Below are 17,059 nucleotides of genomic sequence, written 5' to 3' on the forward strand. Positions count from 1 at the left end.
GACAAGTTACTAAATTGTCGTGGTTTTCTATTTTTCATATCAACTTAAAAAATTATTTGTACCATCCATTCTTCTTGTTGATTACTTGCAAATTTCTAACTTTCTGTCTTAAAACTAATATATAATCTGCGCCTATTTTCTCTAGCCAGCAAAAATATACATTAATTGAATTGTATATATGGCTTTTCTTTAATTATGTTTACACCAGTAGGAGTTAATCGCATTATGCGCTTTCTGGTATTAATATTATTACTTGTATCTTCTCTTAGCTTCGCAGAGAGCAAAGCAGACGCCCCTAAACTTACCGCGCCCCCTCAAGTGGAGCAACTACTTCAATTAAGTAGTGAAATATCATCCTTAATCGACGAATCAGAGAAAGCGAAGGGTTCTTCAAAAGATGTTGTTCGTTCACAGATTTTAAATAAAAATGATGAAGTTCGTGACATTTTAGCGTCACTTATTGCCAAGAAAAACTCAGATAAAAAGCTTCTGCTTGAGCAAGTTAATAAGCAAGTCACTTTTGTAAAACGAGCCAATAAGTACCTTGATGAGAAATCTATAATAGATCAGGACGCACTCGATAAAGCAAAAGATGCAGATAAACTCGTTGCATTAAAGTCTTTGGAAGAAACACGAAATTTTTCTACGATGATAATTAGACAAGAGTGGCAAAATTATCGATGGTTAGAAAAATTAGGAGAACCTTCACCTCAAGCTGTAAAAGATTTGACGAGTAAAGTCGAACATCGCTTAGAGTTTATGTCAGCTTCACTTATTTTTGATAGCGAAGCGCTAGAACTGGCTAAAAAGCAATTAAAATCAGGAACCGAAGGCGAAACCGGCTCACTGCAACTTACACAGGTTTTAACGGAGCGCCTAGTAGAAAGTGACACTGAGACCCTAGAGCAACTGATTGATGTAGCAGATCAAATTGGCATTGATACTGCTGAGTTTAAGAAGGTCTTATTCGAACAAACTGGTAACGTCACTAACGATTTACTAAATAGTAAAGTGATTTGGTCAATCGCTTCAGGGTGGACAACAGATTTCAAAGACTGGCTTCTCGCAAACTTGCCCCAACTAATTTTTAAAGTATTCATTTTTGTTGTAATCATCTTTGCTTTTAGAACATTAAAAAATATTGTTAGAAAGATGGTGAAAAAGGCTGTATCTGCCAAAAACCTGAAAATGACGATGCTAATGCAAGAATTTTTTATCTCGATGTCAGGTAAAATTGTATTTGGAATTGGTTTGTTGATTGCTTTATCTCAAGTCGGTCTAAATCTTGCTCCGGTACTAACTGGTTTTGGGGTTGCTGGTATTATTGTTGGTTTCGCCTTACAAGATACCCTCGCAAACTTTGCCGCAGGCGTGATGCTTCTCATTTACCGTCCATTTGACGTCGGTGATCTTGTTGAAGCTGGCGGAATAACAGGCAAAGTAAGCCATATGAGCCTAGTTAACACCACAATTAAAACATTCACAAATGAAATGCTAATGATACCAAATGGTAAAATTTGGGGCGATATCATAAAAAATGTGACACACGAGAAAGTACGCCGTGTTGATATGGTCTTTGGCATTGGCTATAGCGATGATGTTGAAAAAGCAGAAAATGTGCTAAATGAAATTGTGGCAGAACACCCTTCTGTGCTTAGAAGCCCTGAACCAACAGTTAAACTTCACACTCTAAACTCTTCATCCGTTGATTTCGTTGTTCGTCCTTGGGCAAAAACAGACGATTATTGGGACGTCTACTGGGATATCACACGTGAAGTGAAGATGCGCTTTGATCGTGAAGGTATTTCAATTCCATTCCCGCAACAAGATGTACATCTGCATATGGTTGAAAAAGCAATTGAATCTAACAAAGCTTAAATAGACCAAATAAGTAAGGGCAAGGTATTAGCTCGCCTCTTTAATACCTTGTCCTTCTTTTAGCGCTAGCTAATATAAGTCATTTTTATAGCCACCATGCTATATCCATGTCTCCTCTCTTAAAACATGATTCATCAGCGATAACACGTTACAATATGAGAGATTTTGAATAATTAAATCTTTCAATAATCTTGTAGTTAGCTTAACGAATTACATTTGGTTACGTAAAAAAATGTAAAGTAATACTCTGGTAGAGTAATTTAAGCTATAGTTATTCACATAATGAAACGGCGTACAATAACGCCGACCTAAAAATAGAATGTGTTTATCACGCTTTACTATTTTTTAAATAGAATTTATTCAGGAATGATTATTATGAAAAAGCGTCTTTTATCAGTTTTGGTACTTCCTTTGATGCTAACAGCTTGTGCAGGTAACAGTGTTATGAACTCAGCGCCACATAAAGTCACTGCAAACGAAATCAGCAATGGCAATTGGGAATTAGTTCAAATCGATCACAAAGATCTTACATTACAAGCACCTTTCCAAGCCCCTAGCCTAGAACTCGCTTCGGATCTTGCAGCTAACGGTAACGCGGGTTGCAACCGCTACTTTGGTCAAGCTGAACTTAAAGATGGTCAGCTACGCATTGAAAAAATGGGTATGACGATGATGCTTTGCCCTGACGATGCAATGAAAGTTGAGCAAACATTCTCTGAGTCATTATCAGACTGGAACAAAGTTGCTATTTCTGGCAACACGCTAACACTAACAAATGCAAAGCATACATTAACGTTCACGAAAAAAGTTGCTGATGTTAAATAAGCATTTGTTTTAGAAAAACAGAAAGGCAGCCTTGAAGCTGCCTTTTTAATTATCTCTTTTCTTATTTACACCGCTATTTTACCAAGCTTTCGGCGTATTCTTTTTACTGCACTGACCATATTTTTAAGTTCTGGTTTCGTTTCAATCCAGATACGTATTTTAAATACCATAATCAGAATTTATTCATAATCGTTCTACTGGAATTAATATCAATACCTAACTAATTAACACCGTAGTAGCTTCAACAACTTCATTACGCAAAGCTAAAGCAATTTGGTTAGCAACAGCGCTTAACGGGTTGTGAGAATATCCACTCAAAAAATCGTGACAAGACCTGTTAGCATCCCTTTCTTACGCTTTGTTGTTAATAATTGCGAATAACTGATCCAATCAATCGTCATTGGCTTTATGCTACAAATTCCAAACATTTTTTAACTCTGTTTGATCAATGTCACCACGCCAGTATTTCTCTTGCGCAATTTTAAGCTCACGGTGACTACCAACTCGCGGGTATCCCAAAATATGGGTAATCGTTTTATCTTCTACTTGCTGACCCATCTCTTGTTCCTTCAAAATTTATGATTTGATTCCTTTGCCTACACATTGAAGGAATGAGTGATATTGAACAACGTCCAAATATTCACCTTGATTATGAATATTTCTCAAGTTGATAGTATGGCGATATAAATTAATTTACTCTAATATAGACGTTTAGCCATCCAGACGTTTACAGTCATATTAAAAAACGGTAAGTTGATTAAAGAACACGCTTTCACAAGGACGTAGATAAGCATGATTGAGTTAAAACATCTTAGAACATTATCAGTATTACGAGATACTGGCTCATTAACGGCGACAGCCAATACATTGTGCTTGACCCAATCAGCTCTTTCTCATCAATTAAAAGACCTAGAGCAGCGGCTTGGTGGTCAGCTATTTTTACGAAAAACTCGACCGGTAAAATTTACTGCAGAAGGTGATATTTTATTAAACCTTGCGGATACGATTATTCCGCAAATAACTCATGCAGAACATGAACTTGCTAATATAAAACAAGATGCTAATGGTCGCTTACATATGGCGATTGAATGCCACTCCTGCTTTCAATGGCTAATGCCTGCGTTGAAGGAATATCAGGTACAGTGGCCAGCTGTAGCGCTAGACTTCTCATCAGGCTTTGGCTTCGAGCCATTACCTGCTCTTGCTTGCGGTGAGCTTGATTTAGTGATCACATCCGATATTCAGCCACGTACTGAAATTCATTATGAGCCTTTATTTGATTTTGAAATGCGATTAATCGTTAGTGTTAACTCCCCCTTAGCAGAAAAACCTTTTATCACACCGCAAGATATTGCTGATCAAACCATGCTGAGCTATCCCGTACAAAAAAATCGCCTAGATGTAGTGAAACATTTCCTACAACCTGCGGGCATAGAGCCGAAAGCTTGGAAACAGGCGGATAATACTTTGATGCTTGTGCAAATGGTGTCAGCCGGATTAGGCGTGGCCGCACTACCTAACTGGGCTATTCATGATTTTGCGCAGCAGGGGTTAGTCGTAAGTAAGCCGTTAGAGCAAGGTTTATGGCGACGTTTATTTGCTGCGATTAGAGCATCAGAACAGCAACGTCACTATCTACAAGCTTTTTTTGCAACAGCAAGGCAACAATGCCAACTCCATTTAGAAGGTATTAAATCAGCATAATCCATACAAAATAAAAGCCTCACTTAATGAGGCTAATTTGTAAATTAATGTACTAACGGAATTGATTGGTTATTGGATCATACTGATAGCCTAGCTGTGCCAACTTATCCGTCAATTCGCCTTCATCTAGTTCATAACGACTCAATAATTCAGACATGCTACTGCACTCTAAACGTAAGCGTTCATTCACTATCCCGATGACAATATTGCCATCCATACTCAATAGATTGTTAATTTCCATACACCTTCCAGCTCCCTACATAATGGCTTAATCAAAAAGTGTTCATGTTACTCATTAAGCATAGACGTAGATAACCAATACAAAAAAGCCGCTATAAAAGCGGCTCTATTTCATTGTTTTTAATATCGATAATTAAAACAAAACTAACTGTAAGCCCGCAGAAAACATCAACACTACAAGCGCAATCACTAACTGCCAATTATTTGCTTTTTTATTTAATAAGATGTGACCTGACCAAATCACTAAGCCAATCACCATTAATGCTAACGCAGTAATAATTTCTATCATGTGGTGACTTGTAGTTACCTGACCGAGAGTCATGATCTGCCAGATCATAAATAAAATTGTTAATATTGCACTGATGAAACCAGCAAAAGGCAATATACGATGAAATGCCTGTAAACGCGTACGAGCAAAAGTCAGTAAAACATGAGCTAATGCACTACCATATAACGCGATCGCAACTAGGCTAATCGCAATTTCAGGCATATTTAAGGTGGGTAATAATACAAGCCAACAAATAAATGCTAATACATCACTGCCATATAAAACTTTAATAGGCCCTGCATCACGTGTTTTCCCTGTTTTCACTTTCATGGTAAAGAACGCTAATGACAGTAAAGGTAAAACGGCTAAAGGCTGTGCTATTGCGGCTAGTAACCAACCAACAAGCAATACAGGTAACATTTTATGAACACGACCACGTTGACCTGGACAAATTTCGCCCTTCATCAAAACAATAGTAAGGATAAGTTGCGCACCAAGGAGCGCGGGCACAAGAAAGGTTAAATAGCCTGCCATAATAAACGTCATTGAGTAGAGAAAAAGTACAGCGATTATACCGAGTTATTCAGTGATGTGAATATATGGCTAGATTTTCTAAATTGAGACTGCATTTTAAAATAAACCAATAATGTCATTTATTCTATTTGAGACGCATTTTGCATATTTTATTTAAAAATTCTTAACTATAAGAATTTTTAATAATTAAGCTATCTTTCATAGTGAAAGCGATAAAATTAAAAAGAGGTTTAGCTATTTAGCCCTTAACTTCTAATCATCAGAATTATTCAAACTGCAGGAGGTTTATATGAGCAAATCACAACTTCTCCCACTGTTATTGCTACTTAGCAGTTCACCAGCATTTTCCGCTATTTATTCTTGTGCTGACATACCATCAGGTAGAAATACCTTAGAAACCAATGATTCAGGAATTAATGCCTTTTATGTCATGAATTGTTCAGAGCAAACCTTAACCTATAGTTACCAATATAACCCAGCTTCTTTTAACTCAGAACAGTTGCATGGTTTAGCAAAAGAAATGATAAAAAACATGCATTCAGATAAAGCGATTTTAAATAAACAATATCCTTTTGTTAATTTTCTCAGTTTTAAAATATATCATGGTTCAACATTATTAGATTCAGTCGTTGAGAAAATAAAATGAGAGCTTTTAATCTAGCTTCATAAGCGCATCAAAAGCAGCATCATCATCAATCAATATATCAAGATCATATTCTGTAGCCGCTGCTCGTACTCGGCGATCAGGATCTGTGGATAGGATATCAATAAATCTGCCTTGCTGAGCCAGTAGCAAGCGCTGCTTTACGGTTAGAGCTTTTATTTTATTTTCATCTTCCATTTTTAATGCCACCAAATATGAAACAAAACGCATACATATTAACTTAAAATTCTTATAAAACATATGTAAAACTTTAAATACCAGCATTACTGAATATGGATAGATTTATCATCATTCTAATAGCCTGATATAATCATAAAATAACGTCTATCTCTCTTTACTTACTGGACAAGACTATGAAATTCTTTTCCCGCTTATCACTTACTATTTTTGTTTTATGTTTCAGCTTCTTTTCATCTCTCGCCTTAGCTGCAAATAAAACACAGGACGTACGTTTTGAAAAAGGCGCAACCAGCGCTGAATATCCTGCAAAAATAACAGGCTATGATTTTAATGATTATGTTTTTTATGCAAAAAAAGGGCAGGCACTAACGGCAAAGCTTCTTACAAAAAGTACGAAGTTATGGATTAACCTATCTAATCAGCACTTAGAATCAGGTGTTGATCTCAGTGAATATTCTGAAGCACTCAATAAACAGGGCGCTTATATTTTGCCATATAGCGGTAAATACACTATTCGTGTTGGTCAATATCGTGCTTTTGCTCGTCGTGGTGAGCATAGTGATTTTACATTATTGATTGAAATAAAATAGTTAAAAGTACGTTATAGATCCTGTCTATAACGTACTATCAATATCCACTAGATCTTTATCCAAGTTGTTCTATCATTTCCGCTTTACTTTTTTCAGCTTCTCGGGCTAATAATCCACATAAAATAAACATTGCACTATAAAGAACCGTTCCACCAGCAACGACACTTCCCCATCGGCCATGCTGCCAACAGTAAATTAATATGAACCCCCCTACACTCCCCCCAACATAGTAATGCACTAAATACATCGCTGTTGCTGTAGCTTTAGCTACTTGTACATGTTTACTAACCCATGCATAAGCTAGTGAATGAGTAAAGAACGCGCCAGAACTAATCAGTAACAAGCTAATAAGGATCATTGCACGTGATTCAACCAGACCTAACCACATTCCCAGTAAACTAATCACTCCACCTAATAGCATGCCACTCACAGGACTAAATCTGTTAGCCCATTTACCACTTAATCTTGCTGTAAATGTTCCACTTAAATAGCAAAGGAATATTAAAGCAGCCCAACTCAATGGTAGATTAAACGGTGCCGCGACCAATCTAAAACCAGAGACCGAATACAGGTTAACAAATAAAGCAAAGTTAATACCGCCAATCAACATAGCGATCCATAATATCGGTTGCTTTATATGCTGTAGCAAATGCTTACCATGAACGCGAAAACCTTGGCGATTAGGCTTAAAGTGTTGCTGTTTAGGTAATAACTTGATCACAATAATTGCACCAACCAAGCTAAAACCAGCTAATCCTAACACGGCAAGATGCCAGCTATAATGTTCACTGACAATACCACCATATAATCGCCCTACGATCCCCCCTAATGAATTCGCACTAATATAGCTCCCCACTGCAACCATGAGTGCTTTAGGTGTAAATTCTTCAGCCATATAAGCGACAGCAACAGCAATAAAGCCAGCAACAGATATCCCCATCACAGCTCTTAAAATGGTAAGAGTGATTAAACTATTACTAAAAGCCATGATGCTGCCAACGACTGGTAATAATGACAAACTCACTAACATAATTACACGCCGTCCGACGATTTCAGAAGCAATCGCCCAAGGGATCAAGCACATGGCCAGCATTAGTGTTGTTGCTGCTAGTACCCAATTAATAGCTGTAGCACTCACACCAAATTCTTGTGCCATAAGCGGCAGCATAGGCTGAAATAAATAAAGGTTACAAAAAACAATAAAAGAACCTAATGCCAATGCAAAACAAGCTTTTTTATAATGAGACGAATGGAGTTCAATCATATATTCACCAGAAAATAATGCTCAATACATTACCCATGCCATTGGTATAAGCATTAACGTGGGAAAGTTACCTATCAAAGAGCGCTTACGGTATCAATTGCCATGCAATAATGAAAATATATAATATATATAATCATGATAACTTTGGTTTATAGCTATGGATTCTCGACAACTGACCTATTTTGTCGCACTAGCAGAAACAAATAATTTTACGCGAGCAGCTGAAAAGTTACACATTGCTCAACCCGCGCTCAGCATGACAATCAAAAAGCTTGAACAACAGCTGGGCTTATGCTTATTTTCACGTAATGAACGCAAAGTAGAATTAACCGATGAAGGGAAAGTATTATTCCTTCACGCCAAAGCGATTATTCAGAAAATTAATGATGCACAAACCGCAATGGCAGAATTAAGAGGATTAGAAAAAGGAGAAGTGCGTGTCGGTATTCCAAGCATGTTAGGCTCATATTTCTTTCCAGAAATAATTATGGGCTTTAAGAGTCAATATCCACATTTAAAACTGAGTATTGTAGAGGCTGGTACTCAATCAATTAGAAAAATGATCATTGATGGTGAGTTAGATTTTGGTGTGATCATTAATCATGATCTTCCTGATTCATTGCATCCAGAGCCACTATTGAAATCACAAATGGTTGCCGTTGTTTCAGAAAATCATGAATTCTCAAAATATAAATCCCTTTCTTTTGCTGATTTTTTCAACCAAGAGCTAGTAATGTTTAAACATGGATATTTTCATCGAGAAACAATCGATAGCATCTGTGAGAAATATCATTTCACGCCTAACATTTCATTTGAAACTAACTTACTGGCGATGATTTTTAAAATCGTAAGACAAGATTTCGCCATCACTACATTACTAGAAATGGTAACAGAGTATGAACCAAAGCTTGTCCCTATTCCTTTTGAACAACCGATCTTGCTTGATATCGTAATGGCATGGCGTAAGACTGGATATCTATCATTAGCAGATCAAGCATTTATTGATTATGTAAAGCAGCACTGCTGCCAACAATAATTCCATTCTATAAATATCACTCAACAACGAAATAATTAAGTCGATTTATCTTATTAATCGAACTGATATTAAATCTTATTATCTCTTAATAGAAAACAACACTAATATTGTTATTTAACAGTTAAATATCAATAATATTAAAGGTAATCATCATCTTATTTATCATAAATTTAACAATGAACAATAAATACTGTTTTAGATCATAACTTATCTGATTAAATCTCGTTAATAATTTTAATTTTAGTTACATTATGCGCAGCAAAAATCACCATCTAGCAACAACTTTTTATAATTAGATTTAAAATGAAATAAGGAGTCTTTATGACGGAGCTATTAATAGGCTTGGTGATCACCATCGCCGTTGGCTATTACATTGTTAAAGGATATAAAGCTGCAGGAGTGTTACTCACTGCGGGAGTTTCGTTATTAATTATCGCAGGCTTATTAGGTCATTCTGTTTTACCTGCAAAAGTTATATCAACAGGTAATTTATTCACCGATTCTCTTGAGTATGTAAAATACATGCTGCAGTACCGTGGTGGCGGCTTAGGTCTACAAATCATGTTGTTATGCGGTTTCGCATCATACATGACCCATATTGGTGCTAATAATGTCGTAGTAAAACAATTTTCAAAACCTTTATCATTTATTAAATCACCTTACGCACTATTAGTTGCAGCTTATATTGTTGCTTGTTTAATGTCTCTTGCCGTGAGCTCTGCAACTGGTCTTGGCGTGTTATTAATGGCGACACTATTCCCAATGATGACTGCAATGGGTATTTCTCGCCCAGCGGCAGCGGCAGTCTGTGCCTCACCTGCTGCGATCATTCTATCGCCAACATCTGGTGATGTGGTAGTTGCTGCAGAAAAAGCGGGGTTACCATTACACGTGTTTGCCGTTGAAACCGTATTACCTGTTTCTATCAGTGCTATTATTGTAATGGCTGCGGCGGCATTCTTCTGGAATAAATACCTTGATAAGAAAAACAACACTCCAATGGAGCGTGTTGATATTTCTGAAATGGAAGTGACTGCACCAGGCTATTACTCAATTTTACCTTTCATGCCAATCATTGGTGTATTTCTATTTAACGGTGAAACTATTCCAGGTCTGAAAATCGATATTTACACCATTGTTGTGTTATCTATTACCATTGGTGCGATTGTCGATTTTCTGACTAATCGCTTGAACGGCAAGGTTACACTTGAAAACCTAGAGTCTTGCTACGCAGGTATGGGTGATGCATTCAAAGGCGTAGTGATGCTATTAGTTGCAGCAGGTGTGTTTGCGCAAGGCTTAATGTCTGTTGGTGCCATTGATAACCTACTCGCATTGGCTGATAAAGCTGGTGCCGGTGGCGTCGCGCTAATGCTATTACTAACAGCGCTAACGGTTGCCGCAGCTATTGCAACAGGCTCGGGTAATGCGCCTTTCTATGCCTTTGTTGAACTTGCACCTCAACTTGCGGGTAAGTTAGGTTTAAGCCCTGCATTCCTTATCATTCCTATGCTTCAAGCATCAAACTTAGGTCGTACTATCTCACCAGTATCAGGTGTTATTGTTGCAACGTCTGGTATGGCGAAAATCAGCCCATTCGATGTAGTTAAACGTACTGTTGTACCTGTGGTTTGTGGCTTAATCACCGTTATTTTAGGTACAGTCGTGCTTGTACCTATGTACGCTTAATAGAAGTTAACATGATAAATACTCAAGCCTGTAGAGCGCTCTACAGGCTTTTTTTATTGCTCCTAAAACGGCAGAATAACCACTCAATCATCGATTAAAGATAATTACAGTGGATAAACAACAAGCTATTTATCAAATTATGAGTTTTGGCCCAGAACGTGACAATGCCTTTTCTATCTACCTTAATGCAGAGTCATCGGCTCCAGACACACCATTTATTGTTACTAAATCTTTGCTCATTCAAGTACTGAATAAATACCTAACGCAGGAGGTTGATGATGACGATCTTGAACAATGGGCTAATTTGATCAATTTTCGTGACGATATTAATGGCGATGCGATTGAAGATTGGCTCTATGCATTAGGCAATCAAGAAATGATGGGAAATAACGGAAATAAAAAAGCGAACATTGAACGTATGCTCGCTTTACTAAACCATCAAGAATAATGTATCACCGATTTTAGCCCGCTCGCAGGGCTAAAATCGCTTTAATATCTAAGGGTTGCTTATATAGCGAAAACGCAACCTCGCGCTCATCTACTGCGAGAATAGACATCCTATCAGCTAATTCATTGCCTTCAATGCCGACGTGTCCATTCACATGATAAATTTGGATCATATCTTTAATTGTCTGATAGCGCTCAAACATTGGTTGGATCAGATCTAGGTTTTTGATCTCTCCCCCTGCTTTTTTCCAACCATTCTTTTTCCACGATACTGCCCATTGAGTAATACACTGAATTGAGTATCTTGAATCACAAAATATCGCGACACTTATTCCACCAGCAATATACTTTTCAGCTTGAAGTAAGGCTTGATATAACGCATTTAGCTCAGCGGTATTATTGGTGCCTTGCGGGTTATATAAACCAAACCACAATTCACTTAATTGGTTTTCTCTATACAGGGCTAAGCCCGACCCCGCTTTACCCGGATTAGGATCACAACCTCCATCCGTGAAAATTTTAATCTCAGCTTTTACAGCTTGTACTTGCTCGGCGGTCAAAGAGCCTTTGCTCGTTTTGGCTGCTTTTGAGATATTTTTTGTAGCAGCGGATGCCCGATATGTGGGAACTTTACCACCAAAAGCGGCTTGTGCTTCTTCTTGGCTAGGAAATGACTTGTATTTAGCCCCAGCGAACTTGTCCACTTGCTGTTTACAACTCGTCCAATCGGTATATATTCCCGGCTCTCGTCCTTGCCATACAACATAAAACTTTTTCGCCACGCCAATCTCCAGCACATATCATTGAATATTCAGTTATATACTAACAGTCATCAGCTGTTTTTTTCAGGTATGATGCGGTAATAATTTTATTGTTTAAACGTTATCAAGTGGAGTGAGCCAGTGAGCAAAGAAATTAGAGTTGATATCGCCCACATTTTATCTGAAGTTGGTGTCAATATTGAACCACATGACAATATATCAACGGTCTTTTTCTTAGTATTGTGTACTGGGGTCGCTTTTTTTTCTTATGTGATCGTTCGCTGGGGATTACTGAAAATTGTCAATACCATGCTCAGGCAATCAAAAGCCTCATGGGGTTCAGTGATCGTCAAACATGCGGTATTTGAAAAACTATCACTGATCATTCCTGCCGTTGTACTTAACTTACTCATCCCACTAGTACTTGATCAACATATTATTCTTAGTGGATTAATAGACCGCCTTCTAAGTTTATGGCTTATTTTGGCTCTTATTCGAAGTAGTTATGCTTTTTTAGATGCCAGTAATGATATTGCCGATATCAAATTAATGAGCCGTGATCTACCAATAAAAAGTTTTGTTCAATTATTTAAATTAATCATCTTTCTAATTGGTTTTATCATTGCTATTTCGGTGCTCGCAAATCGCTCTCCCGTTTATTTCTTAAGTGGCTTAGGTGTTGCGACAGGTTTAGTGCTATTAGTCTTCCGCGATACTATTTTAGGCTTTGTTGCTGGTATCCAGTTATCAGCAAACCAAATGGTAAAAGTAGGTGACTGGATCCAAATGGATAAATATGGTGCTAATGGCAGTATTGAAGAGGTCTCATTAACCACGGTAAAAGTTAAAAACTGGGATAACACCGTAACCAATATTCCCGCTTATGCGCTAGTTCAAGATTCCTTTATTAACTGGCGTCAAATGCAAGAATCTGGTGGTCGTCGCATTAAACGCTCTGTGTTAATCGATATTGATACCATCAAGTTTATCGACAGCAATGATGAAGTACAGTTAGCAACAATAGATTTTGTACCTGCAATTCTAGCCAAGAAAAAACAAAATCTACCACCAAATACTGGCTTAACCAACGTTGCGATCTTTCGTGGTTATCTTGATGTATATCTCAAACAACATCCTCAAATACGCCAAGATATGACTTTTCTCGTGCGTGAATTAGAGCCGACCCCTAACGGATTACCGATCCAGATTTATGTTTTTGTGAATGATACGCGATGGGCTTTTTATGAAGATGTGCAATCAGATATTTTTGACCATGTCTTTGCAATGATCCCTAAGTTTGGTCTGGCGGTTTACCAAAGCCCTGCTTCATCAGATATTAGAAGTTTGCAACCCCTTACAGCAATGGAGCAACAAACCATCGCTGAAAAACAAAACTTTTAATTATCGAACTTAGAAATGGCAAGCGATAAAACGTTATGCACTCAGCGTTTATAGCTTGCTGTTTTACTTCGACAGTTGCTAATACATTAAGGCGCTGTCACACAGCGTCTAAACAAATCCTGCATAGGCTTATAGTTGCAAACGACCCCTTGAATGTTAGCGTTAAGCCACTGCTCTGCAGTTACGCCACTAAAATTAATGTTATAGCCACAATTAATGACGATATGTTCAAACAGTATCCGCTGTGTCCGGCCATTTCCCTCTCGAAAAGGATGTAATACATTAATATCGCAATAATATTTTGCCAATCGCTCAATCAACTCATCAAAGGGTAGCCCGACCAGATAACGTTCAGCTTCAAGTTGGTTAAATAAACGCGTTGCTTCTTGTGGTAAACGACTCACGTGGCAAAAGCGTGTATCGTCTTTTGATATATCAATCGTACGACAATGGCCCGCCCACTCAAACAAATCATCAAAAAGCCATTTGTGTAACTGACAAAAATACGCAAAATCATAAGGTGGCGAGTCAAATTCAATTCCCATCGCCGCCAATATATTAAATTGAGTTTCTGCCTCATCAAATAAAGCTTCATCTCTAATATTGAGCTTATTAATCAATACATCAGAATTTTCGTAAGTATAAGGATCTTGATCTGTACCGTACTTATCGTCCACATTCACACCTTTTCAGTGTTCTCTTGTTGATAATACCTAATCAGTTGCAGGCGCAATGCATTACGCTCTCGAGTATTTTTTATCTTTGAAGGCACACTAATGTCATAACCTTCTAACCGCATACTTTGCGTAAAGTTCGCCATTTTTACTTGCTCACAATAGGCATGTTTGTCTGCAAAGCTTGTTAATATCGGTAGCGACTTATTCTCCTGCTCATTATTCTTCATCCATTTTCTCACTTCTCTTTTTTCGTCCATTGTAAACATTTTATGTTTTATGATTCACAGTTCATTTAATACATCTAATTTAACGCTATATATGAAATATTTTTAGCATAGTTAGCTATTATAAAAATGATGTTTCAGTAATGATTTATCCTTAAAAATTCTCTGGTTTTATAGGGGCTAGTCAGTGATACCGCTAACCGTTATAATTCCCGCCTCAAAATATAGAGGTCAAAACATGCACACGAAAGTAACACCTATTGATAGCTATCCTAAGTATTGGGCTGAATGCTATGGCACAGCGCCATTTTTACCAACATCTCGTAAAGAAATGGATGCTTTAGGTTGGGATAGCTGTGACATTATTATTGTTACTGGTGATGCCTATGTTGACCACCCTAGCTTTGGTATGGCGGTTATTGGTCGCCTATTAGAAGCCCAAGGCTTCCGCGTTGGTATTATTTCCCAACCTAAATGGGACAATAAAGATGAGTTCATGAAACTGGGTAAACCAAATCTATTTTTTGGTATTACCGCCGGTAACATGGATTCAATGATTAACCGCTATACCGCCGATCGTAAGCTTCGTCATGATGATGCTTACACCCCGAACAATGAAGGGGGCAAACGTCCCGATCGCGCAGTACTCGTATATTCTCAGCGCTGCCGTGAAGCATTTAAAGACGTTCCTATTGTCTTAGGTGGTATTGAAGCGAGTCTTCGCCGTCTTGCACACTATGATTACTGGTCTGACAAAGTCCGTCGTTCAGTATTAATGGATGCAAAAGCCGACATTTTATTGTTTGGTAACGCTGAACGTGCACTGGTTGAAGTCGCGCACCGTTTAGGCAATGGCGAAGATATTAAATCATTAACGCGTATCGCTGGTACTGCGGTAATGGTGAAAGAAGTTCCTGAAGAGTATAAAGAAATTGACTCTTCACGTATTGAAAAACCCGGCCGCGCAATGGTAATGCCAAACCCATACGCGACCGAAGAAAACTGTGATACTAATAAACAAGAACAAAAAAACGAAGCCAAAGTAGTACGTGTACAGCCTTCACGTCACGATGCAAAAACAACGGTTGTTCGTTTACCGTCATATGAAAAATTAGCCAATGACCGTATTCTTTATGCCCACGCTAGTCGTGTGATGCATTTAGAAACCAACCCCTACTCTGGTCGTGCTCTAATTCAAAAGCATGCGGATCGTGAGCTTTGGGTAAACCGTGCGCCGATCCCACTCTCAACGGAAGAAATGGACTTTGTTTTCGGCCTACCGTTTGCTCGTGTACCACACCCTAGCTACGGCAAAGCAAAGATCCCAGCTTATGACATGATCAAAACCTCGGTTAATATCATGCGTGGTTGTTTTGGCGGTTGTTCTTTCTGTTCAATCACAGAGCACGAAGGTCGAATCATCCAAAACCGTTCAAAAGAATCTATTTTGAACGAAATTAAAGATATTCAAGAAAAAGTGCCGGGCTTCACAGGTACAATTTCTGATCTGGGTGGCCCAACAGCAAATATGTATCGTTTAGGTTGTTCTGATGAACGTGCAGAAGCCAACTGTCGTCGTCCATCATGTATCTTCCCTAAGATCTGTGAAAAGCTGAATACTGACCATAAACACACTATCGATCTGTATCGTGAAGCACGTAATCTAAAAGGCATTAAGAAGATTATGATTGCGTCAGGCGTGCGTTATGACTTAGCGGTTGAATCACCAGAATATGTTCGAGAGCTTGTGACTCACCATGTTGGTGGCTACCTAAAAATTGCCCCAGAGCATACCGAAAAAGGCACCCTTGATCTGATGATGAAGCCAGGCATGGGTACCTTTGATCGCTTTAAAGAAATGTTTGAACAATACAGTCAGGAAGCAGGCAAGAAGCAATACCTGATCCCTTACTTTATTTCAGCACACCCAGGCTCCACTGATGAAGACATGCTTAACCTTGCATTATGGTTAAAGCAAAATGATTACCAGTGTGATCAGGTTCAGAACTTCTATCCGTCACCAATGTGTAATGCAACGGCGATGTATCACTCTGAAACAAACCCACTGAAAAAAGTGAAATATAAAGGCCGCGAAGATTTATCTGTTGCCAAAGGTGAACGTCAACGTCGCTTGCACAAAGCGCTATTACGTTACCATGATCCAGCTAACTGGGCATTGATCCGTGATGCGCTAATTTCTATGGGTAAAAAGCACTTAATCGGTAATCGTTCAAGCTGTTTAGTTCCACCACCAGGAACTGAAGCAGAGCTAACCCCAGCAGAGCGTCGTGGCTCAGGTCGTCATGGCTCTAAGCGATTTGCGACTAAGCATCCAAATCAACCAGATATCCGTAAAGACGGAAAGCGCAGCCCTACAACACGTAACGGAAAGCCATCAGTAAAAGGTAAACCTTCAGCCAATGGAAGACCTACAGCTAATGGTAAACCTGCTGGGACAGGCAACCGAAGTGAGACAAGCGGCAATAAGCGTCCTCATAATGGCAATAATGCAGGAGGCCGTAATGGCAAATCAGCAGGCCATACAAATCGCAACGGAAAAGCAGGTCGACCAAATAAGCCGACGCGCAGTCGAGCTGGCGCTTAATATTAATTAACATAGCCCGTTACAAAAAACGCCACTTCTATGTGGCGTTTTATTTAACCAAACATTGACATT

18 protein-coding genes and 1 pseudogene are annotated in these 17,059 nt (G+C 38.4%); 10 read left to right on the forward strand and 9 right to left on the reverse strand.

Going from position 1 to position 17,059, the window contains the following annotated elements:
- The first annotated feature begins 225 nt into the window (after positions 1 to 225).
- Positions 226 to 1,878, forward strand: coding sequence for a mechanosensitive ion channel family protein (locus CTN01_RS02435; RefSeq protein ID WP_045150176.1), 1,653 nt, complete (start codon positions 226 to 228; stop codon positions 1,876 to 1,878).
- Positions 1,879 to 2,253: 375 nt separating this feature from the next.
- Positions 2,254 to 2,703, forward strand: coding sequence for an META domain-containing protein (locus CTN01_RS02440; RefSeq protein WP_045130877.1), 450 nt, complete (start codon positions 2,254 to 2,256; stop codon positions 2,701 to 2,703).
- A 314-nt stretch (positions 2,704 to 3,017) separates the two neighbouring features.
- On the opposite strand, the gene CTN01_RS23225 is transcribed toward CTN01_RS02440, so the two are convergent.
- Together CTN01_RS23225 and CTN01_RS02450 are read right to left on the reverse strand one after the other, a co-directional pair.
- Positions 3,018 to 3,131, reverse strand: a complete 114-nt coding sequence (locus tag CTN01_RS23225) for a hypothetical protein (protein ID WP_107131347.1) — start codon at positions 3,129 to 3,131, stop codon at positions 3,018 to 3,020.
- A 4-nt stretch (positions 3,132 to 3,135) separates the two neighbouring features.
- A pseudogene (locus CTN01_RS02450) lies at positions 3,136 to 3,261 on the reverse strand (hypothetical protein); the annotation flags it as partial.
- Positions 3,262 to 3,495: 234 nt separating this feature from the next.
- Between CTN01_RS02450 and metR the strand changes: the two are divergent.
- Positions 3,496 to 4,407, forward strand: a complete 912-nt coding sequence (gene metR, locus CTN01_RS02455) for an HTH-type transcriptional regulator MetR (RefSeq protein ID WP_005368510.1) — start codon at positions 3,496 to 3,498, stop codon at positions 4,405 to 4,407.
- Positions 4,408 to 4,459: 52 nt separating this feature from the next.
- Here metR and CTN01_RS02460 read toward each other — a convergent pair whose 3' ends face one another.
- Together CTN01_RS02460 and CTN01_RS02465 are read right to left on the reverse strand one after the other, a co-directional pair.
- Positions 4,460 to 4,648, reverse strand: a complete 189-nt coding sequence (locus CTN01_RS02460) for a DUF4250 domain-containing protein (protein ID WP_005368511.1) — start codon at positions 4,646 to 4,648, stop codon at positions 4,460 to 4,462.
- Positions 4,649 to 4,780: 132 nt separating this feature from the next.
- On the reverse strand, positions 4,781 to 5,449 hold the full coding sequence (locus tag CTN01_RS02465; RefSeq protein ID WP_005368512.1) for a hypothetical protein: 669 nt from the start codon (positions 5,447 to 5,449) through the stop codon (positions 4,781 to 4,783).
- 289 nt (positions 5,450 to 5,738) lie between these two features.
- Here CTN01_RS02465 and CTN01_RS02470 point away from each other — a divergent pair, with 289 nt between their 5' ends.
- Positions 5,739 to 6,095 (forward strand): hypothetical protein, encoded by a 357-nt coding sequence (locus CTN01_RS02470; protein WP_045150177.1) that lies wholly within the window; start codon positions 5,739 to 5,741, stop codon positions 6,093 to 6,095.
- Between the two features lie 6 nt (positions 6,096 to 6,101).
- On the opposite strand, the gene CTN01_RS02475 is transcribed toward CTN01_RS02470, so the two are convergent.
- Positions 6,102 to 6,323 carry a hypothetical protein gene (locus CTN01_RS02475; RefSeq protein WP_244156106.1) on the reverse strand — a complete coding sequence of 74 codons (222 nt, stop codon included), beginning with the start codon at positions 6,321 to 6,323 and terminating at the stop codon, positions 6,102 to 6,104.
- A gap of 143 nt (positions 6,324 to 6,466) precedes the next feature.
- Here CTN01_RS02475 and CTN01_RS02480 point away from each other — a divergent pair, with 143 nt between their 5' ends.
- Positions 6,467 to 6,883, forward strand: a complete 417-nt coding sequence (locus tag CTN01_RS02480) for a hypothetical protein (protein WP_045150178.1) — start codon at positions 6,467 to 6,469, stop codon at positions 6,881 to 6,883.
- 55 nt (positions 6,884 to 6,938) lie between these two features.
- Here the strand turns inward: CTN01_RS02480 and CTN01_RS02485 are convergent, their stop codons facing one another.
- Positions 6,939 to 8,147, reverse strand: a complete 1,209-nt coding sequence (locus tag CTN01_RS02485; protein WP_045150179.1) for an MFS transporter — start codon at positions 8,145 to 8,147, stop codon at positions 6,939 to 6,941.
- A gap of 157 nt (positions 8,148 to 8,304) precedes the next feature.
- On the opposite strand from CTN01_RS02485, the gene CTN01_RS02490 reads away from it, so the two are divergent.
- The 3 genes from CTN01_RS02490 to CTN01_RS02500 all read left to right on the forward strand — a co-directional run bounded on the left by CTN01_RS02490 (position 8,305) and on the right by CTN01_RS02500 (position 11,320).
- On the forward strand, positions 8,305 to 9,183 hold the full coding sequence (locus CTN01_RS02490; protein ID WP_045084372.1) for a LysR family transcriptional regulator: 879 nt from the start codon (positions 8,305 to 8,307) through the stop codon (positions 9,181 to 9,183).
- Positions 9,184 to 9,504: 321 nt separating this feature from the next.
- The gene (dcuC, locus tag CTN01_RS02495) at positions 9,505 to 10,872 is read left to right on the forward strand and encodes an anaerobic C4-dicarboxylate transporter DcuC (protein ID WP_045130880.1); all 1,368 of its coding nucleotides are present in this window, start codon (positions 9,505 to 9,507) and stop codon (positions 10,870 to 10,872) included.
- A gap of 109 nt (positions 10,873 to 10,981) precedes the next feature.
- A complete protein-coding gene (locus CTN01_RS02500; RefSeq protein WP_045130881.1) occupies positions 10,982 to 11,320 on the forward strand; it encodes a hypothetical protein in 339 nt (112 codons plus the stop codon).
- Positions 11,321 to 11,333: 13 nt separating this feature from the next.
- Here CTN01_RS02500 and CTN01_RS02505 read toward each other — a convergent pair whose 3' ends face one another.
- Positions 11,334 to 12,101, reverse strand: coding sequence for a ribonuclease H family protein (locus tag CTN01_RS02505; RefSeq protein WP_045130882.1), 768 nt, complete (start codon positions 12,099 to 12,101; stop codon positions 11,334 to 11,336).
- Positions 12,102 to 12,221: 120 nt separating this feature from the next.
- Between CTN01_RS02505 and CTN01_RS02510 the strand changes: the two genes are divergently transcribed.
- Complete coding sequence (locus CTN01_RS02510; RefSeq protein ID WP_045130883.1) at positions 12,222 to 13,481, forward strand: mechanosensitive ion channel family protein; 1,260 nt, start codon at positions 12,222 to 12,224, stop codon at positions 13,479 to 13,481.
- A gap of 86 nt (positions 13,482 to 13,567) precedes the next feature.
- On the opposite strand, the gene CTN01_RS02515 is transcribed toward CTN01_RS02510, so the two are convergent.
- Positions 13,568 to 14,158 carry a putative adenosine monophosphate-protein transferase Fic gene (locus CTN01_RS02515; protein WP_045130884.1) on the reverse strand — a complete coding sequence of 197 codons (591 nt, stop codon included), beginning with the start codon at positions 14,156 to 14,158 and terminating at the stop codon, positions 13,568 to 13,570.
- A 2-nt stretch (positions 14,159 to 14,160) separates the two neighbouring features.
- Positions 14,161 to 14,415: a YhfG family protein gene (locus CTN01_RS02520; RefSeq protein WP_045130885.1), complete on the reverse strand. Its 255-nt coding sequence runs from the start codon at positions 14,413 to 14,415 to the stop codon at positions 14,161 to 14,163.
- 205 nt (positions 14,416 to 14,620) lie between these two features.
- Between CTN01_RS02520 and CTN01_RS02525 the strand changes: the two genes are divergently transcribed.
- Positions 14,621 to 16,987, forward strand: coding sequence for a YgiQ family radical SAM protein (locus tag CTN01_RS02525; RefSeq protein ID WP_045150181.1), 2,367 nt, complete (start codon positions 14,621 to 14,623; stop codon positions 16,985 to 16,987).
- Positions 16,988 to 17,059 lie beyond the last annotated feature (72 nt).

Source organism: Photobacterium angustum, assembly GCF_003026365.1.
Lineage (GTDB): Bacteria > Pseudomonadota > Gammaproteobacteria > Enterobacterales > Vibrionaceae > Photobacterium > Photobacterium angustum.